At 58.3% G+C, this 20,368-nt stretch carries 24 protein-coding genes and 1 other RNA gene; 11 read left to right on the forward strand and 14 right to left on the reverse strand.

All coding sequences use genetic code 11. The features are described 5' to 3' along the window. Nucleotides 1-22 precede the first annotated feature (22 nt). The 9 genes from dtd to BUB72_RS10760 all read right to left on the reverse strand — a co-directional run bounded on the left by dtd (nt 23) and on the right by BUB72_RS10760 (nt 8,663). On the reverse strand, nt 23-466 hold the full coding sequence (gene dtd / locus BUB72_RS10720; RefSeq protein ID WP_073143692.1) for a D-aminoacyl-tRNA deacylase: 444 nt from the start codon (nt 464-466) through the stop codon (nt 23-25). Continuing rightward, a complete protein-coding gene (locus tag BUB72_RS10725) occupies nt 463-1,383 on the reverse strand; it encodes a carbohydrate kinase family protein (protein WP_073143693.1) in 921 nt (306 codons plus the stop codon). Before BUB72_RS10725 ends, dtd begins: the two co-directional genes overlap by 4 nt. A 15-nt stretch (nt 1,384-1,398) precedes the next feature. After that, nucleotides 1,399-2,508, reverse strand: coding sequence for a TFIIB-type zinc ribbon-containing protein (locus BUB72_RS10730; RefSeq protein ID WP_073143694.1), 1,110 nt, complete (start codon nt 2,506-2,508; stop codon nt 1,399-1,401). Between the two features lie 85 nt (nt 2,509-2,593). Next, nucleotides 2,594-3,709, reverse strand: coding sequence for an SPFH domain-containing protein (locus tag BUB72_RS10735; RefSeq protein ID WP_073143695.1), 1,116 nt, complete (start codon nt 3,707-3,709; stop codon nt 2,594-2,596). A 26-nt stretch (nt 3,710-3,735) separates the two neighbouring features. Beyond that, nucleotides 3,736-4,683 (reverse strand): DUF2927 domain-containing protein, encoded by a 948-nt coding sequence (locus BUB72_RS10740; RefSeq protein ID WP_073143696.1) that lies wholly within the window; start codon nt 4,681-4,683, stop codon nt 3,736-3,738. A 3-nt stretch (nt 4,684-4,686) separates the two neighbouring features. Continuing rightward, nucleotides 4,687-5,874, reverse strand: a complete 1,188-nt coding sequence (locus BUB72_RS10745) for a toxic anion resistance protein (RefSeq protein ID WP_073143697.1) — start codon at nt 5,872-5,874, stop codon at nt 4,687-4,689. Between the two features lie 3 nt (nt 5,875-5,877). Then, nucleotides 5,878-6,762 (reverse strand): 5-bromo-4-chloroindolyl phosphate hydrolysis family protein, encoded by an 885-nt coding sequence (locus BUB72_RS10750; RefSeq protein ID WP_073143698.1) that lies wholly within the window; start codon nt 6,760-6,762, stop codon nt 5,878-5,880. A 154-nt stretch (nt 6,763-6,916) separates the two neighbouring features. After that, the gene (locus tag BUB72_RS10755) at nt 6,917-7,741 is read right to left on the reverse strand and encodes a TerC family protein (protein ID WP_073143699.1); all 825 of its coding nucleotides are present in this window, start codon (nt 7,739-7,741) and stop codon (nt 6,917-6,919) included. A gap of 79 nt (nt 7,742-7,820) precedes the next feature. Beyond that, nucleotides 7,821-8,663, reverse strand: coding sequence for a pseudouridine synthase (locus tag BUB72_RS10760; protein ID WP_425435161.1), 843 nt, complete (start codon nt 8,661-8,663; stop codon nt 7,821-7,823). Between BUB72_RS10760 and BUB72_RS10765 the strand changes: the two genes are divergently transcribed. From BUB72_RS10765 to rnpB, 6 genes are all read left to right on the forward strand, one after another. Beyond that, nucleotides 8,662-9,111 carry a nucleoside deaminase gene (locus BUB72_RS10765; protein ID WP_073143701.1) on the forward strand — a complete coding sequence of 150 codons (450 nt, stop codon included), beginning with the start codon at nt 8,662-8,664 and terminating at the stop codon, nt 9,109-9,111. The two genes, BUB72_RS10760 and BUB72_RS10765, sit on opposite strands and share 2 nt — an antisense overlap. A gap of 160 nt (nt 9,112-9,271) precedes the next feature. Next, nucleotides 9,272-9,559 carry an Asp-tRNA(Asn)/Glu-tRNA(Gln) amidotransferase subunit GatC gene (gatC, locus tag BUB72_RS10770; protein ID WP_073143702.1) on the forward strand — a complete coding sequence of 96 codons (288 nt, stop codon included), beginning with the start codon at nt 9,272-9,274 and terminating at the stop codon, nt 9,557-9,559. Beyond that, nucleotides 9,559-11,046 carry an Asp-tRNA(Asn)/Glu-tRNA(Gln) amidotransferase subunit GatA gene (gene gatA, locus BUB72_RS10775; RefSeq protein WP_073143703.1) on the forward strand — a complete coding sequence of 496 codons (1,488 nt, stop codon included), beginning with the start codon at nt 9,559-9,561 and terminating at the stop codon, nt 11,044-11,046. Before gatC ends, gatA begins: the two co-directional genes overlap by 1 nt. Nucleotides 11,047-11,079: 33 nt before the next feature. After that, nucleotides 11,080-11,790: a hypothetical protein gene (locus BUB72_RS10780; protein ID WP_073143704.1), complete on the forward strand. Its 711-nt coding sequence runs from the start codon at nt 11,080-11,082 to the stop codon at nt 11,788-11,790. Nucleotides 11,791-11,794: 4 nt separating this feature from the next. Next, nucleotides 11,795-12,484 (forward strand): N-acetylmuramoyl-L-alanine amidase, encoded by a 690-nt coding sequence (locus BUB72_RS10785; RefSeq protein WP_073143747.1) that lies wholly within the window; start codon nt 11,795-11,797, stop codon nt 12,482-12,484. Between the two features lie 12 nt (nt 12,485-12,496). Next, nucleotides 12,497-12,873: RNase P RNA component class A (gene rnpB, locus BUB72_RS10790), an RNA gene on the forward strand. 131 nt (nt 12,874-13,004) lie between these two features. Here rnpB and ggt read toward each other — a convergent pair. Next, complete coding sequence (ggt, locus tag BUB72_RS10795) at nt 13,005-14,753, reverse strand: gamma-glutamyltransferase (protein ID WP_073143705.1); 1,749 nt, start codon at nt 14,751-14,753, stop codon at nt 13,005-13,007. Nucleotides 14,754-14,930: 177 nt separating this feature from the next. Here ggt and rpmG point away from each other — a divergent pair, with 177 nt between their 5' ends. Both rpmG and BUB72_RS18625 read left to right on the forward strand, forming a co-directional pair. Further along, nucleotides 14,931-15,098 carry a 50S ribosomal protein L33 gene (rpmG, locus tag BUB72_RS10800; RefSeq protein ID WP_011454349.1) on the forward strand — a complete coding sequence of 56 codons (168 nt, stop codon included), beginning with the start codon at nt 14,931-14,933 and terminating at the stop codon, nt 15,096-15,098. Nucleotides 15,099-15,334: 236 nt separating this feature from the next. Next, on the forward strand, nt 15,335-15,904 hold the full coding sequence (locus BUB72_RS18625; RefSeq protein WP_139250658.1) for a hypothetical protein: 570 nt from the start codon (nt 15,335-15,337) through the stop codon (nt 15,902-15,904). Between the two features lie 74 nt (nt 15,905-15,978). Here BUB72_RS18625 and BUB72_RS10805 read toward each other — a convergent pair whose 3' ends face one another. Further along, nucleotides 15,979-16,704, reverse strand: a complete 726-nt coding sequence (locus BUB72_RS10805; protein WP_073143706.1) for a Bax inhibitor-1/YccA family protein — start codon at nt 16,702-16,704, stop codon at nt 15,979-15,981. 133 nt (nt 16,705-16,837) lie between these two features. Further along, nucleotides 16,838-17,299: an Lrp/AsnC family transcriptional regulator gene (locus tag BUB72_RS10810; protein ID WP_073143707.1), complete on the reverse strand. Its 462-nt coding sequence runs from the start codon at nt 17,297-17,299 to the stop codon at nt 16,838-16,840. 104 nt (nt 17,300-17,403) lie between these two features. Here BUB72_RS10810 and BUB72_RS10815 point away from each other — a divergent pair, with 104 nt between their 5' ends. Next, entirely contained in the window at nt 17,404-17,640 is a 237-nt protein-coding gene (locus BUB72_RS10815) for a DUF6356 family protein (protein WP_073143748.1), read from the forward strand. A gap of 29 nt (nt 17,641-17,669) precedes the next feature. Here BUB72_RS10815 and BUB72_RS10820 read toward each other — a convergent pair whose 3' ends face one another. Beyond that, the gene (locus BUB72_RS10820; RefSeq protein ID WP_073143708.1) at nt 17,670-17,873 is read right to left on the reverse strand and encodes a DUF1127 domain-containing protein; all 204 of its coding nucleotides are present in this window, start codon (nt 17,871-17,873) and stop codon (nt 17,670-17,672) included. Between the two features lie 123 nt (nt 17,874-17,996). Here BUB72_RS10820 and BUB72_RS10825 point away from each other — a divergent pair, with 123 nt between their 5' ends. After that, nucleotides 17,997-18,881 carry a LysR family transcriptional regulator gene (locus BUB72_RS10825; protein WP_073143709.1) on the forward strand — a complete coding sequence of 295 codons (885 nt, stop codon included), beginning with the start codon at nt 17,997-17,999 and terminating at the stop codon, nt 18,879-18,881. Here the strand turns inward: BUB72_RS10825 and BUB72_RS10830 are convergent. Beyond that, entirely contained in the window at nt 18,871-19,830 is a 960-nt protein-coding gene (locus BUB72_RS10830) for an NADPH:quinone oxidoreductase family protein (RefSeq protein WP_073143710.1), read from the reverse strand. The genes BUB72_RS10825 and BUB72_RS10830 overlap by 11 nt on opposite strands. 149 nt (nt 19,831-19,979) lie before the next feature. Here BUB72_RS10830 and BUB72_RS10835 point away from each other — a divergent pair, with 149 nt between their 5' ends. After that, nucleotides 19,980-20,336 (forward strand): helix-turn-helix domain-containing protein, encoded by a 357-nt coding sequence (locus BUB72_RS10835; RefSeq protein ID WP_073143711.1) that lies wholly within the window; start codon nt 19,980-19,982, stop codon nt 20,334-20,336. Nucleotides 20,337-20,368: the final 32 nt, after the last annotated feature.

Raw genomic sequence — 20,368 nt, forward strand, 5'->3', positions numbered from 1 at the left:
AGATCGTGCGCCGCCAATGGGCCTATTGCGCGTCATCCAGCCAGATCGTGACAGGACCGTCATTTACCAAGCTAACCGCCATGTCCGCACCGAATTCACCAGTTTCCACCGCGACACCGCAGGCGGCTAAATCTGTTGCAAACTTTTCGTAGAGCACGCGCCCTTCGTCGGGACGGGCGGCTGTTGAGAAGCCCGGACGGTTGCCACTACGCGTGTCCGCTGCCAGTGTGAACTGGCTGACGACAAGCGCAGTGCCTCCGATATCCACCAAGGATCGGTTCATCTTGCCGGCATCATCCTTGAAGATGCGCAGCTTGGATATTTTGGAGGCCAGCTGTGCGGTCTGATCCGGCGCGTCGCCTGCCATTGCACAGACCAAAATCAACAGACCAGCCCCACATGCCCCGACCTGTTCGTCGTTTACTGAAACTGATGCGTGCGAGACCCGTTGGACAAGCGCCCTCACAACTCATGCGCCCAAGGCGGGTTTGCGCCCGCGCGTGATACAGTAATGGCGGCAGTTTTGCTGCCCATGGCCAGTGCCGTGCGAAGCGTGTCCGCAGGCAAGGCAGCGAGCGTTGCTTTATCCAACGCGCCCTCTTGCTGTAGCCCCGCCAGAAAGCCCGCGTTGAAAGTATCGCCTGCGCCAACTGTGTCGACGACGTCGACTTTATGTGCGGGAACAGTGACGCGGTGCTCAGCGGTGTAGCCAATTGAGCCTTCGGATCCTTGGGTGATCAAAACCACCTTGGTGCCGCGTGCGATTAGATCGCCAGCTAGAGTGTCCAGATCACCTTTGCCTTCCAGCCAGTGCAAATCCTCGTCGCTTAACTTAACGACATCCGACATTGCCATCATCGATTTGATGCGCGTCACATAGGAGTCTCGGTCGGTAATGAAGGACGGGCGAATATTCGGGTCGATCATGGTCACACGGGACGTAGCTTCGCGGGCCATCAGTGCCTCGTAAGCAGAACCGCACGGCTCCCCGACCAATGAGATGCCACCGAAAAACAGGGCCGAGACGTCAGCGGGCAGGACTGGCAAATCAGCCTCGGTCATCACCCGCAAGGCACTGTTCTCGTCGTAAAAGGTATAGGTGGCGTGGCCATCAGATAGACGCACGAAGGCCAATGTTGTTGGTCGCGCGGATCGAAACGCCAGATCGGACGACACGCCGGCCTCACTTAACTTGGTTTCCAGCATCTCGCCAAACAAGTCGGTAGACAGACCACAAAAGAACCCAGGGGCAGCGCCCAGACGTCCCAAAGCGATGGAGGTGTTGAAGACCGCACCGCCCGCATAGGGGGCGAAAGCCAACTCTCCCTCTTGCGAGACGCGGGGCAACATGTCGATAAGGGCTTCGCCGCAGCACAGGATCATAATTGCCACCTCAGGTTATTGGTTCAGGGCTATTCCATACCCAACAGCCAAAGCCACCAGCAAGCCAATGATGACCGCAATCGCAATTTTGGCGGAAGAGTATGGGCGTTCACCTTTTACTGTACCAGTTTGACCGTTAACGACAAAGCGATACGTCTTGCCGCGATACTTGTACGCAGCCATCCAGACGGGCAGCAAAATATGCTTGAAGGTCACGTCCTTGACAGTCGTGTTGGCCGAGGTGATGCGCTGCTTGTCGCCACCGATGTCGAAGCGGATATCGCGGGTGATCATCGCGTCCATCTTGGCGCGCGCCTCCAGAAACCCGGTTTCCAAGTCGACGGTGTAGCCTTCGGCCCGAAAGCCCGCGAGATATTCGGGCGTGTAAGGCGCAAGCTGGGATAGGTTCCAAGGCGCCAACGCGTCGGTGTAGCTTTTTGGCAGAGAGGTCGAGGCCAGAACCAACACATCGTCAAAGAACCGCGCCACGCGCCCGCCGACTGCGGACCAATGTGTTTTGGCGACGCGTTGCTGGTGGCGTTTGCCATCGCGCATCACGGTGCGGGTTTCATAATAAATCTTGCCGCGCTGACCGGTGTAGCTGGTCTTGGTGTCCGCGTCATACGTCCAGAAGGGTACGTAGATACCGCTAAGTTTGCGGCCCTTCTTGGCGTATTCCTGCAAACCGTTCGGGGCAAACCAACGCTTGCCCAACCAATCGACCATGGCCTGTTGCGCGTCCCGCTCTGCGATCTCGAACGGCAGCACGGCGCGCGGTTTAATGTGGCGATGTGTTCCGGTGTCAGTGACGACGGGTGTGGCACAAAACGGGCATTCCGCGGCATGGCTGTCGGGGTCAAACTCGACCTGCGCCCCGCAGTTGGGGCAACTGGAGACGCGCGTCTCCTCCATTTCGGAATCTTGAAGGGTGCCGCGAATGGCCGATTGGAAATCCAATTCACGGATGCTGGATTGTACCGCTTCCAGCATGGGCTCCACATTGCCGCAATGGTCGCACTTGAGCGCGTTGTCCTCCGGATCGAACCGCAGGTCGGAACCGCAGGTGTCACACGGAAACCTGTGCTCGATTTCTGGGGCTGTCTTGTCGAGTGGGTTGTCGCTCATGACGTGGGTATGTCCGCAGGTTCAGCGTTAGGCGCAATGCGATGGATCTAGCGGCAGGGTGTTCGTCCCGCCACCAAATTGATCATCAGGCTGGTGGGGGTGGAGGCGGCAGAATTGTAAAAAGCTGCGCCAGTTCCTGCACATCCTCGGCAGGCATCCATCCGTCTTGACCCGCAGTCCAAACAAGTGTTTCGCGCTGCAACGCGCCATCCGATGCCATACGTCCCATGGCCGCCTTGGAGTATGGCCCCTTGGTCTCACCGGCTTCCGCAATGTGCCAGACATGTTCGACCGGTGGCGGGGGCGGGGCGGTGTGGGTGGCTTGCGCCGCTTGACCCCAAGGCCCGCCATGGCCCATCTGGCCTGCCATGGCCATACCGAGACCCGCGCCTATACCTGCTCCCATGCCACCACCGGCGGCCCCCGCATTCGAGGCCGCAGCAGTCATGGCTTCGGCGGCAGAGTACTGGGTGAATTTCCCCAGATCACCCGCAATGCCAACGGAGGTGCGTTTGTCTAGCGCGGCCTCTACCGCTGGGGGAAGGGATATGTTTTCGATGTAGAATTCCGGGATCGTCAGGCCGTATTGCGCAACAATCGGCGAGATTGCCGCCGCGATAAGTTTGCCCAGATCGCCCGTATTCGCAGCCATGTCCAGCGCGGGAATGCCGGAGGAGGCAATCGCGCGGGAAAACTCTTGGACGATGATATTGCGGATCTGGTAGCTGATTTCGTCCATCGTGAATTCGCCGTCGGTGCCAACAATCTCACGCAGGAACACGGCAGGATCGGTGACGCGGACCGAATAGGTGCCGAAGGCGCGGATGCGCAGGGGGCCAAATTCTGGGTCGCGCAGCATGATCGGGTTCTTGGTGCCCCATTTCAGATCGTTGAAACGGGTGGTATTGACGAAATAAATCTCGGACTTGAATGGCGATTTGAAGCCGTGATCCCAGTGGTTCAGCGTTGTCAGGATCGGCATGTTGTTCGTCTCGAGCATATACAGCCCCGGTGTGAACACGTCCGCCAGTTGGCCTTCATGCACAAACACCGCCGCTTGCCCCTCGCGCACGGTCAGCTTCGCGCCATATTTGATCTCGTGCCCTTCACGCTCGAAGCGGGAGACCATGGTGTCGCGGGTGTGATCTACCCAATGAATGACGTCGATGAATTCACCGGTCAGAAAATCAAAAATACCCATGTGGTCCTCACTAAATGGTCTTCGGGTTAGCTTTCACCGCCCAATAGCTCCGACGCGATCACTTCAACGATCGGGCGGGCGCGGGCGGGGGATGTTCCAAGCGGAAGCCGCTCGTCATACAATATCTGGAGCAAGATTTCGTCGTGGCGGGTCAGCAGTGCGAATTCATCGTCATCATTGAAGATGGACGGTCTCGCGGCAGGGCTATCGTTGCTGAGGCCCAGTCCTTGGGCGATTTCCTCGTGATAGCAGCTTTGACGCAAAAGATCGGGATGCTCGGCGCGCACGATGGCCACGGCAGAATGGAAGCTGTCAGGCGTGTCGGCATCCGAGAAGGCATAAACGGCGCAGTAAATCGGGCGCGGCATGCTGGTGATCTGACGCGCAATGCCAGCGTCCAGTCCGGGGATCAGCTTCATCAATTGCGGCCCGAACGCTTCGATTTCGTCGATGGTCAGGACAGCTACGTGGAAATTGCCTTTGCCGCGTGTCACGCCAACCTTTGCGCCGGACACTCTCGAAAGGCGACGGGCATAGTTTGCGACGGTTTGTTGGTCCTTGGTGCGGATGCTTTGGGAAACAGCAGGTCCGAACTGCATCGAGACGTTGATCGGCTTTTCCCACCTTTGAACGCGGCCTTCCGAACGCTGGTTCGTGTAGAGCCCGTCCACAAGGGTGAACTCGTTGAAAACCCCGATCTGTATGAAGTTATTCACCAATTGGCGCTTGGAGAATGGCGTGTCGATACCGCCGCCATCCGAGCGCAGCAATCCTTGCGAAAGCAAGCTGCGTTGGACCTGCGCATAATAGGCCGACAACTCTTTCGACCGCTCGGAAGGCTCAACCAGTTTGGGGGCTGGCTTCCGGGCAGGGGCCACGCGCTGCTCGGGGCGCGGGCTAGACACAGGCGCGTCGCAGGCTGACAGCGTCACCGCCATCAGCCCTGCAAGTGCGATATGGAGCGAAGCCCGCATCAATCAGCCTGTGGACGAGCCGATATTGTGGCCCGACGCGGTGCCCCGCGCAGAGGCGGATGCCAGCGTATCGCGCAGCTCCCCTTCCATGCGTTGCAACTCCACTTCGGCCTCGGCACGCTTGCGCTTGCCTTCGTCGGCGATTTGCAGGCTTTCCTCGATCGTCCTGATAAGGTCCGCGTTGGCTTGCTTGACTGCTTCGATATCAAACACGCCGCGTTCCATTTCCTCACGAACCGCCTTGTTGGCCGTGCGCAGGTTTTCGGCGTTGGCGGTCAGCAGCTCGTTGGTCAAATCGTTCGCGTCCCGCACGGCGGCGGCAGCCTCGGAGGAGCGCTGGATCGTCAGTGCCTGTGCCAGTTGAGTTTCCCAAAGTGGCACGGTGTTCACGAGGGTAGAGTTGATCTTGGTGACCAGCGACTTGTCGTTTTCCTGCACCAAGCGAATGGATGGCAGCGATTGCATGGTCACTTGACGGGTCAGCTTCAGATCGTGGACGCGGCGTTCCAGATCGTCGCGGGCCGCACGCAAGTCGCGCAATTCTTGTGCCACCATGACTTGGTCGTTTTCTTTCGCTTTTTTTACAGCAGCTTCCTTGGCCGGAATATCCTTGCTGTCGAGTTCGGCGATCTTTTCCTCACCGGCGGTGATGTAGAGCGCCAGTTCGTCGTAGAAATCCAGCGTGCGGTCATACAACACGTCGAGTGACTTGATGTCCTTGAGCAGCGCATGTTCATGCGACAGCAAATTGTCGGTGATCTTGTCGATCTGGCCCTGAACGCTTTCATAGCGCGCCATGAATTTTGCAGCAGGTGCCGCGCGGCCCAGCAGTTTTTCCCACCAAGAGCGCTCGCGGCGCATGTCCATCTCGGAGATCGAGAACCCGCGGATAGTTGTGACGATGTCGCGCAAGCTGCCACCTGCGGGGCCGACGTCTTTATTCTTCACGTCGGCCAGCATTGATTGGCTGATTTCTTGCAAACCGGCCTGCGCGCCAGAGCCGAAAGACACGATGGAGTTCGTATCGGTCATGTCGATCTCGTCCATGCGGCGGCGGATTTCGGCGGCAACAGGTGCTTCGGCTTTCGCCAACGGCACAAGATCGGTTGAGGGCTCTTTGAGCACCACAGCCGTCAGCTCTGCCAGAGCTTGTGTGGATTGTTCAGCCTTTTGGCGGACAGTATCGGACATAAGTTATTCCCCTTCGTTCAGGCGGATGCCTTCGCGCTGCAAACGGTCGCGCAGCACGTCGATTTCAATATCTAGATCGGTGCGATTATCCGACAGAAGCGCCTGATTTTTCGCGGTGAAATTTGCCTCAAGGTCGTCAAGAAGCGAGGTGTAGTCCGCTTTGACGGACGGGTCGCGCCCTTGGGCGTATAGCTTGGAAAACTTGATCGTCGCATCTTTGGCCCCCAGCAAATACACGCCCAGATAGCGGCGCGCGGTGGTCAGGTCGCGTGGATCGTTTTCAACCGTGCGGAAGAAGGACCGTGCGGTGGCTTGAAATTGCTCGACGCGGGCGATCATGGTGCGGTCACCCGCTGTTGCGATCGCGTCAGTCATCGCGCGCAGGTGGCGCTCGGCCTCGTCGACGGCACGCGCGACGCGGTCGGTCTGGAACGTGTCCACGCCTTCGAGTGCTTTGTCCCGCATCGGGTCCAGCCCGAACGATGCCAAATGCAAGATTATGGCGATGATGCCGTAAAGGACGCCATCCATCAGGCTGGTATCAAGTGTGGCAACGCCAACACCCAATCCAAGGGCGATCGCGCCAAAAATCTTACGCGGAATGGCAGGGCGACGGGCAATGGTCCGCGCTTCATAGGCGTTTTGTGCGTCAATACCTTCGCGGGTCAGCCAAGCCCCAAGCGCCATGAGTGCGAACGCACCGATGGCCACGGCCATGTCGCGCGCACCGTCGCCGATGGAGGTGAAAAGGATGGGCAAGGCCACGAGGAACAGCGAATTGGCGCGGGTCCGTCCCTTCGCAGGTTGCTTGCCACTCAATGGGGAGGTTCTGGGCGCGGTCGGACCGGTCCCGTCCGGACTAAACTGCCCGCCGAATTTCTGCGCCATCAGATTGCGCCCGCCGACGCCATGGCCACGAGTGCCAAGAGCAACACATATGCGATTTTTTGAAGTGCGCTGGCAGACATACCACCCCCGATGGCCGTTCTAGAAAAGTCGTGCACGGCAAACATAGGCATTCGCCGTGCAACTTACCAGAAGTTCAGTGACCGCCTGTTTGTGTGCCGGCGCGTTCGGCTGCCAGCTTTTTAGCGTAGCCCGACTGAATGAATTCCACCACGAACAACACTACCACCGAAAAGTAGAAGGTGGATTTGGACATCGGGATGATCGGGTAGCCGAATACATGCAGCGCCAGCTCGTCGTTATGGGTCGCATGGGCCGCAGCAACGCCTGCTTCGCCCAACAAGACAACGCCGACAATCAGCAAAATGAACAGGCCCAAGACCTCGTACATCCGGTTCTTTTGCAGGAACGCCGTCACGCCGTCAGCAAGCAACAACATGGCGAGACCCGAGATCAGGATTGCCGCGGCAAGCACGGGAAAGACTTCGGTTATCGCAATCGCCGAGAGGACTGAGTCAAAGCTGAAGATCAAATTCATGAAGATGATAAGGCCGACGACCTTTATTGCCGACTTGCCCGACTTGGCTTCGACGTCATTGCCCAAATGCTCCACTGACAGCATGTGGCTGATCTCTTTGACGGCCGTATACATGATGAATATCCCGCCGAAGACGAAAACGCAGGTCGCGAAGTTCACACCACCCGTCAAGATGCCTGCCCACGCGAAGACGTAGAAGGGTTCTGTAAGCGAGCCGAGGAGCTCGACCATCGCAAACAGCAAGACGATGCGCAAAACCACGGCGAGGATGATGCCCCAGAACCGCACTGCCTTTTGATGCGCCACGGGCGCGCGTTGGCTCTCGATCGAGATGTAGAGCAAGTTGTCGAAGCCCAGCACCGCTTGCAAAAAGCACAGCATCAGCAGGTTAAAGAAGTTTTCTATGGTGAAAAGGTCGGCCATGAATAATGCCCCTCGCAATTTATTTTTGTGTCGGGGCTATCAAATACAGCACAAGCCAGAAGGGGCAAGGTTTGGCGCGTTATTGGCGGCGGCGCTTTTGCGGCGGCTTTTTCTTTAGCATCGGCTTTTCGTTGTCTTCTCGCAGGCCAAGCTGCTCGCGCAAAACGCGGCCTTTGACTTCTTCGACCTCCCCGGGTTTCAACTCGTTCAGGCGGAACGGGCCATAGCTGACACGGATCAGGCGGTTTACCTTCAGGCCAACCTCTCCCATGGCGCGCCGGATTTCGCGGTTTTTGCCCTCACGGATGCCAACCGTTAGCCAGGCGTTGGCTCCTTGCTGGCGGTCTAGGGTGACCTCCATCGGTTGAAACCTTTCGCCCTCAGAGACCACGCCCCGACGCAGCGGCTCAAGCGTGCTGTCCTCGGGCGTGCCATTCACGCGAACACGGTATCTACGCAACCAGCCAGTAGACGGCAGCTCCAACTGGCGTTTGATCGCGCCGTCATTGGTGAGCAGCAGAAGCCCTTCGGAATTGATATCGAGACGCCCGACGCTGACGACGCGTGGCAAGGTACCTTTCAACGCCTCAAAGACCGTGTCGCGGCCTTTTTCGTCGGATTCGGAGGTCACCAGCCCGATGGGCTTATAATAGCGCCAAAGCCGTGTCGGCTCGGGCGCGGCAAGGGGTTTGCCGTCAACAACAATCTCATCCGCATCGGTCACGTTGAGGGCAGGGGACAGGATCTGCTTGCCATTTACAGTTACGCGTCCGGCTTCGATCATCGCTTCGGATGCACGACGCGAGGCGATGCCCGCGCGGGCCAGAACTTTGGCGATGCGGTCGCCTTTGGGTGTCTCGTTGCTCATAGAGCAGGGCCTACGCCCTTGGCGGGAGCTTGTGAAGGGGGTATCGGGGATCATGGTATTCACCTCGCATATGGATTTGGCGCTTGAAGAAGCGCGATTGGCAGCCGAGCGCGGTGAAGTGCCCGTGGGTGCGGTTATCGTATCGGCGGCGGGCGAGGTGCTGGCGAAATCGGGCAACCGCACGCGGGAATTGAACGACCCGTCAGCGCACGCTGAAATGCTGGCGATCCGCGAGGCATGTGCTGCACAAGGCTCAGAGCGGCTGACCGGATGCGATCTCTATGTGACGCTGGAGCCTTGTGCGATGTGCGCAGGCGTGATTGCCGCGGCACGGATCGCCCGCATTTATTATGGCGCGTCCGACCCGAAATCGGGTGGCACGGCCCATGGCGCACGGGTGTTTTCCCATCCGCAATCCCACCATAGCCCGGAGATTTATGACGATATTGATGCGAATGCATGCGAGGCGCTGTTGACCGAGTTTTTCGCTGCGCGACGGTAAGGCGCGACAGCAACGTAGGGCAGAAGGCCACCGAATTATGCCGTGTGCACGTCCGGTTTGGGTTAGCGCGCTCATATGACGGCCCTCGCCCCGCGACTCTGACGCTTGAAGCCCGCCAAGTGCGACGTTAAACGGGGGCAAGTTTGGCAAGGAGACCTTCATGTCCATCGACACAGCAACCGCCGCCCGAGTGGCAAAGCTGGCCCGTATTGCGGTGCCGCAAGAAGATTTGCCAAAGCTCGCCGACGAGCTGAATGGCATCATTGCCTTCATGGAGCAGCTTAACGAGGTGGATGTAGAGGGCGTCGAGCCAATGACCTCCGTGACGCCTCAACGGCTGAAACGCCGCGAAGACGTGGTGACGGATGGCAGCCAGCAAAAGGCTGTTTTGGCGAACGCACCCGACGCGCGGGAAGGCTTTTTCGCAGTGCCGAAGGTGGTGGAATAATGGCTGATTTAAACAAATTCGGTATCGCCGAAGCCCGCGACGCGCTGCGCAAGGGCGATGTTACTTCTATGGAGCTGACCGAAGCCTGTCTGGGTGCCATCGAAGATGCGAGCGCTTTGAACGCCTTTGTGCACAACACGCCCGAGATTGCCCGCGCACAAGCCGCGGCCGCGGATACGCGGATTAAGGCAGGCGATGCGCCCGATATGTGCGGCATCCCTTTGGGAATTAAGGATTTGTTCTGCACCAAGGGTGTCCCGTCACAAGCGGCTTCGCGTATCCTGGAAGGCTTCAAGCCGGAGTACGAGAGTACGATCACACAGCAATTGTGGGATGCGGGCTCTGTCATGCTGGGCAAGCTGAACATGGACGAATTCGCCATGGGTTCGTCCAACGAGACGTCCGTGTATGGCGATGTAGTCAATCCGTGGCGCCGTGGCAATGACGATGCACCGTTGACGCCTGGCGGCTCGTCAGGTGGTTCCGCTTCCGCCGTTGCGGCCGATTTGTGTTTGGCTGCGACCGGCACGGACACGGGTGGTTCGATCCGTCAGCCTGCGGCTTTCGTGGGTATCACGGGCCTGAAACCGACCTACGGACGCTGTTCGCGCTGGGGCGTTGTCGCGTTTGCGTCCTCGCTGGACCAAGCGGGCCCGATGACCAAATCTGTGCGTGACGCGGCGATCATGCTGGGTGCTATGGCGGGGCATGACCCGAAAGATTCGACCAGTGCCGAGCTGGCCGTACCGGATTTCGAGGCGGCTTTGACAGGCGACATTCGCGGCAAGAAGATCGGCATCCCGAAGGAATACCGGATGGAAGGTATGCCTGCCGAGATTGAACAGCTGTGGGCTGACGGCACGGCGATGTTGAAGGACGCGGGCGCAGAAATCATCGACATTTCGCTGCCGCACACCAAATACGCGCTGCCAGCCTACTATGTGGTCGCTCCGGCAGAAGCCTCGTCCAACCTTGCGCGCTATGACGGCGTGCGTTTCGGGCACCGGGCCAAGATCGGCCAAGGCGACGGCATCACCGAGATGTATGAAAAAACGCGTGCTGAAGGCTTCGGCCCAGAAGTGCAGCGCCGCGTGATGATCGGCACATACGTCCTTAGCGCGGGTTTCTACGACGCCTATTACAACCGCGCCCGCAAAGTGCGCTCGTTGATCAAGAAGGATTTCGAGGACGTCTTCGCCCAAGGCGTTGACGCGATCCTGACGCCTGCAACCCCGTCGGCGGCTTTCGGCCTAGGCGAGATGGCGGATGCTGATCCGGTGCAGATGTATCTCAACGATGTCTTTACAGTCACAGTCAACTTGGCGGGCCTTCCCGGCATCGCGGTTCCGGCTGGCCTTGACAAACAAGGGCTTCCGTTGGGGTTGCAACTGATCGGGCGTCCTTGGGAAGAGGGCGATTTGCTCAACACAGCCTATGCGCTGGAGCAGGCGGCCGGTTTTGTGGCGAAGCCTGCCAAATGGTGGTAATCTTCCAAGCAACTTAGAGAAGTGAGGCTCGTTATGCGTGGTTTGTATGCAGTGTTTGTCGTGGCAGGATTGGTGGCGTGTGGCCCGACGGTGCCTGATAGCGGGGCCGGTGTCGGTTTCGACGACTACGACACCTATCTGTCGCAAAAGCAGGCGCGCGACGCGGAGCTTCGCGCTCAGCGCTCCGGCAGGCAAACAACAGCGCCGAAACCCGTGACACCGGAACAGCAGACGGCCAGCGACGCGGTAGCAGCAGTGCGCGGATCGTCTGGCCAGCAAGCTCGCGGCGAAAGTGTGCCCGCGGGCATCCAAAACACCTCGCCCAATGCGCCCGTGCCGGATTTGAACAACCCTTCAATTTCTGACGAACAAGACTTTCAGGCGGTCTCCAGCCGTCAAAGCATTGAAAGCGACGCCGAGCGCCGCAAGGCGCAAAGCGCGCAATACCAAGTTATCGCGCCGAAGGCCGTTCCCAGCCGTCCGGGCGGTGGCGCACCAACACCGGTCGAGTTTGCCCTGCAAACCAGCCATCCCGTTGGCCAGAAGGTTTATCGCCGCTCTGTATTCTCCGCGAGCAAAGCCGCCAAAGCGTGTGCAGGCTTCAGCTCTGTCGAGTTGGCGCAAGATGCCTTCCTGAAGGCAGGTGGCCCGCAGAAGGATAAGTTGGGTGTGGATCCTGACGGCGACGGTTACGCCTGCGGTTGGAATCCAGCGAAATTCCGCGGCCTTGTAAATAAAGGCTAGTTTGGTGACGCCGGACTGGCGGCCTTCGCCCAATTTCGGCGCGCGCAAAGACGGTGCTACGCCCGAGCTTATCGTGCTGCATTACACGGCGATGGAGAGCTGCGATGCGGCGTGTCGAACGCTGTGTAACCCCGACAACGAGGTTTCGGCGCATTACCTGATCCGCAAGGACGGTCAGGTTATCCAGATGGTCGACGAGCGCGCCCGCGCGTGGCACGCGGGGGCCGGAACGTGGCAAGGACGGGGGGATGTGAACTCCCGATCCATCGGGATCGAGCTCTCGAACACGGGCTTTACCCCCTTCTCGGCGCCGCTGTTCGACAATCTGGAACTTCTGTTGCGCAGGATTATGACCCGATGGGATATTCCGGCCTCTGCGGTAATCGCCCACTCGGACTTTGCACCGGGGCGCAAGATCGACCCGGGTCGCAGGTTCGACTGGCAGCGGCTGGCGCGGCAGGGCTTGGCCATTTGGCCAATGAACCTGAACCCCGCAGATGCCGACTTGGCCCGATTTACCTGCGCTGCGATCGCATTCGGCTATCCTGATGATGTGGCCCCCGAAACCGTATTGGCAAGCTTCCGGCTTCGGTTCAATCCAACGGCTGAAGGACCTGTCACAACGCACGACGTGGCGATGGCCGAAGCGCTGGTGCGCGAGTTCGGGATTGACCGAACGGCAGCGGGCGCGTAGGCGAGACACTGCGCGGAGGGCCGGATGACCGCGGGCCTTCGGGTTCGAGGAAAGTCCGGACTCCACAAGGCAACGGTGCCGGGTAACGCCCGGGCGGAGCGATCCGACGGAAAGCGCCACAGAGAAGAAACTGCCCTCGCATGCGGGGGTAAGGGTGAAACGGTGGGGTAAGAGCCCACCGCGCCGCTGGCAACAGGGGTGGCACGGCAAGCCCCACCGGGAGCAATGCCAAATAGGAACCGCGTGGAGGCTTGCCTCCGGGGATGCTTTGTCCCCAGCAGGTTCGGGTTGGCAGCTAGAGGGTCACGGGTAACCGTGGCTTTAGATGAATGGTCATCCAGAGGGGGCAACCCCTTGGACAGAATCCGGCTTACAGGCCCTCCGCGCATATTTCCCTGGCCGATCACGCCGCTCCGCCCGAAGCTGGCTCTATGATTTCATCTTGGCAAAAATATTCCCGCCGGAGGCTCCACCCTTAAAGACAGATTCCACCGGCGGAGTTGATTTCGATCCTTCGCCACTACTTTCCCAAAGCGATCCCTTCGCGCCGTGGGTCAGCACCGCCGAGCAGCCCGTTCGGCGTCACGGCGATGGCATGAAGTCCCGAAGTCAAGGCGCGCGTACCGGTCTCGAATCCCATGGCCGTCAGCGGATCGTCGAACTGCGTGGCCTCGGTGCCTTCCTCCAGATCATAAGTCCCGAAGCGGTTCACCAAATGCGGTAATGCAATCGCGGCTTGTGGGTCTAGCCCCCAATCCAGATGCGCAATAATGGTCTTGGCCACATAACCGATGATGCGCGACCCGCCTGGGGAGCCGACCACAAGGACAGGCTTGCCGTCTTTCAGTAAAATCGTCGGTGCCATGGACGAACGCGGTCGTTTTCCGGGCTCCACCCGATTGGCGATGGGCACTCCGTCCGACTGTGTTTTGAAGGAAAAATCGGTGAGCTCATTGTTTAGCAAGAACCCTCCGGGCGCCATTAATCGAGAGCCGAAGCCGTTCTCGATGGTCGTCGTCATGCTAAGCGCGTTGCCATACTTGTCCACGATAGAGATATGCGAGGTTGACGGCAGCTCGATGCTTTCGTCGTCTGCCCACAAAAGGGCGTGGTCAAAGGGCGGCTCGCCCGGAGCAACTTCACTCAACGCCTTATCAGTTGTCAGAAGGCCTGCGCGTGATGTCAGATAGGTGCTATCGACCAACCCTTTGGTTGGCATCGGGACAAAATCGCTATCCGCCATGTACCGCCCGCGATCCGCAAAAGCGAGGCGTGAGGCATCTCCAATAAGCCGCCACGCCTCTGGGCTGTCTTTCCCCAACGCGGCGAGGTCAAAGCCGTCCAGCATGCCAAGAATTTGACCGACCGTCAGAGCCCCGGACGAGGGCGGCCCCATGCCGCAGACGTCATGGGCGCGATAGGTGGCGCAAACAGGCGCACGCTCCTTGACCTTGTAGATGGACAAATCGGTCATCGACAGAACGCCCGGATTGCCTTGTGCGTTAACTACCGTGTCGACAATGCCTTGCGCAATTGGACCCGTATAGAATGCTTTGGCGCCACCGGTCGCGATTGCGCGCAGGGTTTTGGCATAGGGAAGATTTTTGAGCGTGCTACCTTCGGCCAATGGCGCACCTTCCGGTACGAAATATGAGGCTGTGCGTTGAAACCGCGCTAACCGCTCTTGATCCGAGTCCACAAGCGCGGCAAGGCGTGGAGATACTTCGAAGCCGTCCTCAGCCAGCTTTATGGCGTCCGCAAACAGCATGGGCCAGTCCGAGCGCCCCCATTTGGCATGTGCCTTCTCCATCAACGCTGGCGTACCCGGAGTACCAACCGACAGGCCGCCAACAACTGCATCGAAGAACTTAAGCGGTTCTCCGGCCTCGTCTTGAAACAGCCGCGGCGTGGCCGCCATTGGTGCAGTTTCCCGCCCGTCCAGTGTCGTCATCTCTCCCGACGCACCGTCATACCAGACAAGGAAAGCCCCGCCGCCTAGACCGGAGCTTTGAGGCTCGACCAGACCCAGAACCGACTGAACGGCGATCATGGCGTCAGCCGCGGTGCCGCCTTCTGACAAAACCCGCGCACCTGCGCGAACTGCCAGCGGATTTGCAGCTGCCACCATCCATTCGGACGCTGCGACCGGGGCGCCGCTGTCTTTGGTTGTTTGCGCTGATGCGGCTTCTGGTGCGAATGCGTCTGCGGCGTCTTGTGCTGAGACGGGCAGGGCGGTGAGGAGGAGCGTGATGAGTGGTAAGAGGCGCATTGGGGCTTCCTTTGTGGGTAATTCTGCCTCAATCATGACTTTGCGCCCCCGTTTTGCAAGTGCGGATGACCAGACCCGCTTTCGCGGTTGACTCGGGCTACCAACCGCGTAAAAGGCGGCTTCAACCGAATTTCCGGGCGCTCTTTTTCTGCGTGCCCGACCCAGAGGAGAAGTGAGATGGCGAAGCCAACCACGATCAAAATCCGCCTGAACTCGTCCGCTGGCACGGGCCACTTTTATGTGACCAAGAAGAACGCCCGCACCATGACCGAGAAGATGGTAGTGCGCAAATACGACCCAGTTGCGCGCAAGCACGTCGAATACAAAGAAGGCAAGATCAAGTAAGATCTTACCTTTTTGAGAGACTGAAGAAGCCGCGCCCCCGAGCGCGGTTTTTTGCTTTTCCGGCATAGCCTTTGCATCGGTAGAGCTTAATAAGTCTTTGGGGGACCGATAGAATTCTCTCTTGTAGCGCGCGCAAACCTTTTCCGTTCCAACGAGCTGAAGTTTTTACTGGGTTTTCCCTTGATGGACTCAGGCAGCACCTTTACCCTGCCCACAACATATTGGGGGTGTTTGACGTGAATAAACTATTACTACTGTCAGTGCTTGGGCTTGCGGCCTGTACAGAGGCGCGTGGCGTCCATGGGGATTGGGCGCAGGGGGCTCGCTTTGCGCCAAGCTCCGCCACAGAGTATCGCGCCCGAGCGCTACGTGGCGAGCCTGGGGTCTTTCCAGCGCCGAGCGGTTATTCTGTATACACAGAGCAGCAGCGCATCGCGGCTGGTGCGGCTTCAAGTGATGGCGTTCTGCGTCAGGGGACCGCATCGTCGCGCACCGGCGAATTCATCACGGCGAATTTTGCAGGGGCATCCGGCGTAGCTGGAAGTTCCCATCAGGCGAACGCATCTGTTGCTGCGCAGAATGCAGGAACGGGAACACGCGTCACATTGGCTGGCCAGTCTATGGGAGTGGCACAAGTCGATGTCGGAAGCGCTTCCTACGCGGTTTTCAACCGCACGTCCGGTCGGATGAGCGCGTCAATGGGACCATCACTTGAGGCTGCTCTACCGCAATTGACGGGCTGTTCGAAAGCGGCAGGGCCGTTCAATATCGGCACCCAGACGGTCTACGCGCTGACCTGTAGTTAGATTGCATAAACAAAATTGAACAAAAAAAGGGCCAGCAAATTGCTGGCCCTTTTCTATTTAGAATGGGGAAGCGATTACTCGCGACCACCCATGAACTGAAGCAGGAACATGAACATGTTCAAGAAGTTCAGATAGAGGCTCAACGCACCCATGATCGCGGATTTGGCAAGCCACTCGCTTTCACCGTAGCTGGACATCTGGATGTATTCGTTCTTCAGGCGCTGCGTGTCATATGCAGTCAGGCCTGCGAAAATCAGCACACCGATGCTGGAGATCGCGAATTGTACCGCAGAGGACGCCAGGAAGATGTTGACGATTGACGCCAAGATCAGACCAATCACACCCATGATCAGGAAGGACCCCCATGCGGAGATGTCTTTCTTGGTGGTGTATCCCCACAGGCTAAGGCCCGCGAACGCGATGGCAGTGACCATGAAGGTCTGCGCAATTGAAATGCCGGTGTAGATCGCGAAGATGTAGCTGATCGACAGCCCCATCAGGGCGGAGAAGCCCCAAAACACAAGCTGTGCTGCGCCTGCGGACAGGCGATTTATCATTGCACCAAATGCAAACACCACAACAAGCGGTGCAAACATTACGACCCAGCGAAGGGGCGTGCCGAAGATGGCAGCCAACAAAGCTTCGTTGGTGCCGACAGCAAACGCTACGCCACCAGTGATCAGCATCGCGATCGACATCAGGCCGTAGATTTTGCTCATATGGGCTTTGAGGCCCGCGTCGATGGCGGCGTTTGCGCGGCTACCTGTGCCGACAGACCCCATCGTCTCATATTCAGCCATGAAAACACTCCCTTTCAGGCAGGTTGATACAGAGCCAGACACAGTCCGGCAGGTTATGAACTTAAAGTGGGGCAGGTGGCCCCTGTTTTCAAGCTATTCCGCAGTATTTTGGTCACAAATAATTGTTGGCCCCTCAAACAGGCACCGCCGTAGAGTCTTTAAGGTTTTCCATGACAAAGCTGGCCGAGATATCTCGGACCGGAACCATTGAAATCAAACGCTTATAGAATCTGTCGTAATCTGGGACATCCGCCACCTGAACCCTAAGCACGTAATCCAGGTCCCCGCTCATCCGGTGGGCACCGGTGATCTCGGGCAGAGTCTGGACGGCATGGTCAAATGCCTTGAGCCAGTCGGGGCTGTGATCCGCCGCGCGCATCAGGATGAAGACCAGTTGCCCCACCCCCAGTTTCGCCGGATCGACCAAGGCCACGCGCGCACGAAGCACACCCGTTTCCTCCAGCCGTTTGATACGCCGCCAACAGGCATTGCGCGACAGGTGGACGCTTTCTGCAAGCGCATCGACGCTAAGTGTGGCATCATTTTGCAGGAGGCGCAGGATGGAGCGGTCTGTTTCGTCTATGTTGTTGGTCATGGGTGGGATAATATCTCAATAATTAGCAATTATGCAATGATATTTGAGATGATCATACCCAAGCGATGCAACTAGACTGGCTGAAATCAACCGAGGAGAGCCCGATGTCCGACAGCACCCAAGTTTCGCAAAAGCAATCATTCTTCAGCGCCATGCGGTCGCATACCGCCTCGGTCGGGGAGAGTTACTTCGGGCATATGCGCTTTGCGTTGCGATTTGCTGGGCTGCTCTTTGCGGCGGGTGGGGCCGCGTTGGTACATGCCGTATTGCCAGCCTTGTTCGAAACAACGGCCAGCCGGATGATCCGGCGCATGTACGCGATGATTGAAACCCGCCACTGATACGTGGCGGGCAACTCAAAATTTGATATCTATTTCCAGTAGGTAGGTGCGTCCCAGACAGGGCGGCTTGCTTCGGCGTCTGCTTCACGACGGCTCAGACCAATATCTGCAAGCCGGCTGTCATCAAGTGCCGCCAGAGCGCGTCGCTGTCTGTAGAGGTCAACATACCCCATCAGGCCAGTTTTACGTTGTGCGGGGCGCGCGTGTGCGGCGGTGCATGTGAAGTCGGTCATAGGTCTAGCCTTCGTTATGTGTGATGAAAATCCGATTTTGGATCATTTATATTGATCTATATGCCATGCTGTGGTTCATATGGAAAATGAATGGTTTTGAGATAACACATCACAGGAATTGATATGGCGCGGAATCTGGACATCACCTCCCTTCGATCCTTTGTTGCTGTTGCAGATAGCGGCGGGGTCACAAAAGCCGCGGGTTACCTGCACTTGACGCAATCGGCGGTTTCCATGCAGCTCAAGCGTCTGGAGGAGGCCCTTGATGTCTCGTTGCTCGACCGCTCGAACCGCTCCGTTTCGCTTACCGCGCAGGGTGAGCAATTGCTGAGCTATGCGCGCCGGATGCTTGCATTGAATGACGAGATTTACACACGCCTTACTGCAAAAGAATACGAAGGCGAAATCGTCCTCGGCGTGCCACACGACATCATCTACCCCTACATTCCACCGATCCTACGTGCCTTCGCGGCAGATTTTCCACGCGTACGGATGCGGATGGTGTCAGCGCCAACCAAACGCCTGCGCGAGATGTTCGGGCGTGGTGAATGCGATGTTATCCTGACGACCGAGGAGCATCCCGGACCGGGTGGGGAGGCTTTGGTCACATTGCCCTTGGTCTGGATCGGAGCGACCGGTGGCTCTGCTTGGAAGCAACGCCCGTTGCCCGTCGCTTTTTGTAAGAACTGTATTTTCCGGTCTGGTGTCCTGAAACGACTGGATGACGCCGAGTTTGATTGGGACATGGTTGTGGATTCCGACCTTGATAACGCGGTGGAAGCGGTGGTCAGCGCTGATCTGGCCATTCACGCTGCGATCAAGGGTGTCTATCCACGCCAAACGGGGCCCATAGCGCATGACGGTGTGCTTCCCGATCCGGGGCAATCGCGCATCGTGCTGTATCTTCAGGCGGATGATGACCCGATTTTGACAACTCTGCGCGATATGATCCGCCACGCCTACTTGTCCGAATGGTCCCCGCAGGAGACCATACAGCTCAGGGCGTAATCACAACTTTTCCGGTGGAGCGGCGCGAGCGGAGCAATTCAAGCCCATCGCTCGCCTGATCCAGGGGCAGAGTGTGACTGATATGCGGATGAAGCTTGCCCTGTGCATACCACTGCGACAGCTGCTTCAAGCTATCGGTCAAAACCTGTGGCTTGAAACGCAAATACCCGCCCCAGTAAAAGCCGATGACATTGATATTTTTCACCAACAGGTGGTTGGCTGCAATCTGTGGAACAGAGCCAGATGCAAAACCGATAGTCAGGACCCGAGCTTCCGGCTTGCAGGCCCGCAGCGCGGCTGTGAACAAGTCACCACCGACCGGATCATAGACCACATCGGCGCCACCCAATGATTTGACGGCTTCGCGCAAATCCTCCGATCTTGTGTTGATCACATGGTCCGCACCAGCTTGGCGGCAGACTTCCAATTTGTCTGCTCCACGAGCCGCAGCAATGACTTTAGCCCCCATCAATTTGCCCAACTCCACTGCTGTTAGTCCGACACCACCGGCCGCACCTAGCACAAGGAGGGTTTCGCCCGGTTGAAGCTGCGCACGGTAGTCGAGCGCGACGTGGGATGTGGAATACGCAACTTGAAATGCCGCCGCATGTTCAAAGGGCATCTCGTCAGGCAAAGTTACGCAAAGGTTAGCTGGAAACGTCCCGAACTCTGCCAAGCCGCCATTGCCGCCGAAAACTGCCACACGATCACCAATCTCGGGTGAGGTGACGCCTTCGCCTTGGGCCACAACGGTTCCGGAAACTTCCATGCCCAAGGTGAAGGGCAGGGGCGGGCGTTCCTGATAGGTTCCTTTCACCATCAGCAAGTCTGCAAAATTCAAGCCACAAGCCTCAATTCTCAACAAGACCTCACCTTTGCCGGCTTCGGGCTTCGGGACGTCCTGCAAAACCGGGGGGGTATCAAATTCTGTGACCTGAAATGCGCGCATCGGGGGCTCCTGTGTTCGATTTCGCAGAACCTAGCGGGGCTGTGTGCCGGAGGCCATGGGAAATCTGGTGCGGACACGATCCCTAAAATTAATCGTTTATTTGCACACTGGGGTTCAGACTGGGGCGAATAATTCAGAGGAGGTGCGACATGGCGCATTCGGTTGATATCCACGTGGGCAAGCGCTTGCGCCATCGGCGTTGGATGGTGGGCATGACGCAGGGCGAATTGGCAAGTGCACTTGGAATACGGTTCCAGCAAATCCAGAAGTACGAATCCGGTGCCAACCGCGTGTCGGCTTCGCGCCTTTGGGATATCGCGCAGGTGCTGGAGGTACCTATTGCCTACTTTTTCCATGGGCTTGAAGGGCATCGCGACGGTTTGCCGGATGAGCTGCTGGAGGCTGAAACCCTAATCCAGTTCTACCGTACAATGCCGGATGTCGAACGTCGCAGGTTGTGCGAAATGGCTGCAGGCCTTCGGGTGCCAGTGTCAGCGTCGCCTTGATACACGCTTGATCCCGTTGTCGAGCCACGCGA

The sequence above is a fragment of the Litoreibacter ascidiaceicola genome (genome assembly GCF_900129235.1).
GTDB lineage: Bacteria > Pseudomonadota > Alphaproteobacteria > Rhodobacterales > Rhodobacteraceae > Litoreibacter > Litoreibacter ascidiaceicola.

Coding starts and splice junctions, on each gene's coding strand:
- BUB72_RS10725 (WP_073143693.1), bottom strand. CDS start 1,383: ATGATCCTGTGCTGCGGCGAAGCCCTTATCGACATGTTGCCCCGCGTC.
- BUB72_RS10730 (WP_073143694.1), bottom strand. CDS start 2,508: ATGAGCGACAACCCACTCGACAAGACAGCCCCAGAAATCGAGCACAGG.
- BUB72_RS10735 (WP_073143695.1), bottom strand. CDS start 3,709: ATGGGTATTTTTGATTTTCTGACCGGTGAATTCATCGACGTCATTCAT.
- BUB72_RS10740 (WP_073143696.1), bottom strand. CDS start 4,683: ATGCGGGCTTCGCTCCATATCGCACTTGCAGGGCTGATGGCGGTGACG.
- BUB72_RS10745 (WP_073143697.1), bottom strand. CDS start 5,874: ATGTCCGATACTGTCCGCCAAAAGGCTGAACAATCCACACAAGCTCTG.
- BUB72_RS10750 (WP_073143698.1), bottom strand. CDS start 6,762: ATGGCGCAGAAATTCGGCGGGCAGTTTAGTCCGGACGGGACCGGTCCG.
- BUB72_RS10755 (WP_073143699.1), bottom strand. CDS start 7,741: ATGGCCGACCTTTTCACCATAGAAAACTTCTTTAACCTGCTGATGCTG.
- BUB72_RS10765 (WP_073143701.1), top strand. CDS start 8,662: ATGGTATTCACCTCGCATATGGATTTGGCGCTTGAAGAAGCGCGATTG.
- BUB72_RS10760 (WP_425435161.1), bottom strand. CDS start 8,663: ATGATCCCCGATACCCCCTTCACAAGCTCCCGCCAAGGGCGTAGGCCC.
- gatC (WP_073143702.1), top strand. CDS start 9,272: ATGTCCATCGACACAGCAACCGCCGCCCGAGTGGCAAAGCTGGCCCGT.
- gatA (WP_073143703.1), top strand. CDS start 9,559: ATGGCTGATTTAAACAAATTCGGTATCGCCGAAGCCCGCGACGCGCTG.
- BUB72_RS10780 (WP_073143704.1), top strand. CDS start 11,080: ATGCGTGGTTTGTATGCAGTGTTTGTCGTGGCAGGATTGGTGGCGTGT.
- ggt (WP_073143705.1), bottom strand. CDS start 14,753: ATGCGCCTCTTACCACTCATCACGCTCCTCCTCACCGCCCTGCCCGTC.
- rpmG (WP_011454349.1), top strand. CDS start 14,931: ATGGCGAAGCCAACCACGATCAAAATCCGCCTGAACTCGTCCGCTGGC.
- BUB72_RS10805 (WP_073143706.1), bottom strand. CDS start 16,704: ATGGCTGAATATGAGACGATGGGGTCTGTCGGCACAGGTAGCCGCGCA.
- BUB72_RS10810 (WP_073143707.1), bottom strand. CDS start 17,299: ATGACCAACAACATAGACGAAACAGACCGCTCCATCCTGCGCCTCCTG.
- BUB72_RS10815 (WP_073143748.1), top strand. CDS start 17,404: ATGTCCGACAGCACCCAAGTTTCGCAAAAGCAATCATTCTTCAGCGCC.
- BUB72_RS10820 (WP_073143708.1), bottom strand. CDS start 17,873: ATGACCGACTTCACATGCACCGCCGCACACGCGCGCCCCGCACAACGT.
- BUB72_RS10825 (WP_073143709.1), top strand. CDS start 17,997: ATGGCGCGGAATCTGGACATCACCTCCCTTCGATCCTTTGTTGCTGTT.
- BUB72_RS10830 (WP_073143710.1), bottom strand. CDS start 19,830: ATGCGCGCATTTCAGGTCACAGAATTTGATACCCCCCCGGTTTTGCAG.
- BUB72_RS10835 (WP_073143711.1), top strand. CDS start 19,980: ATGGCGCATTCGGTTGATATCCACGTGGGCAAGCGCTTGCGCCATCGG.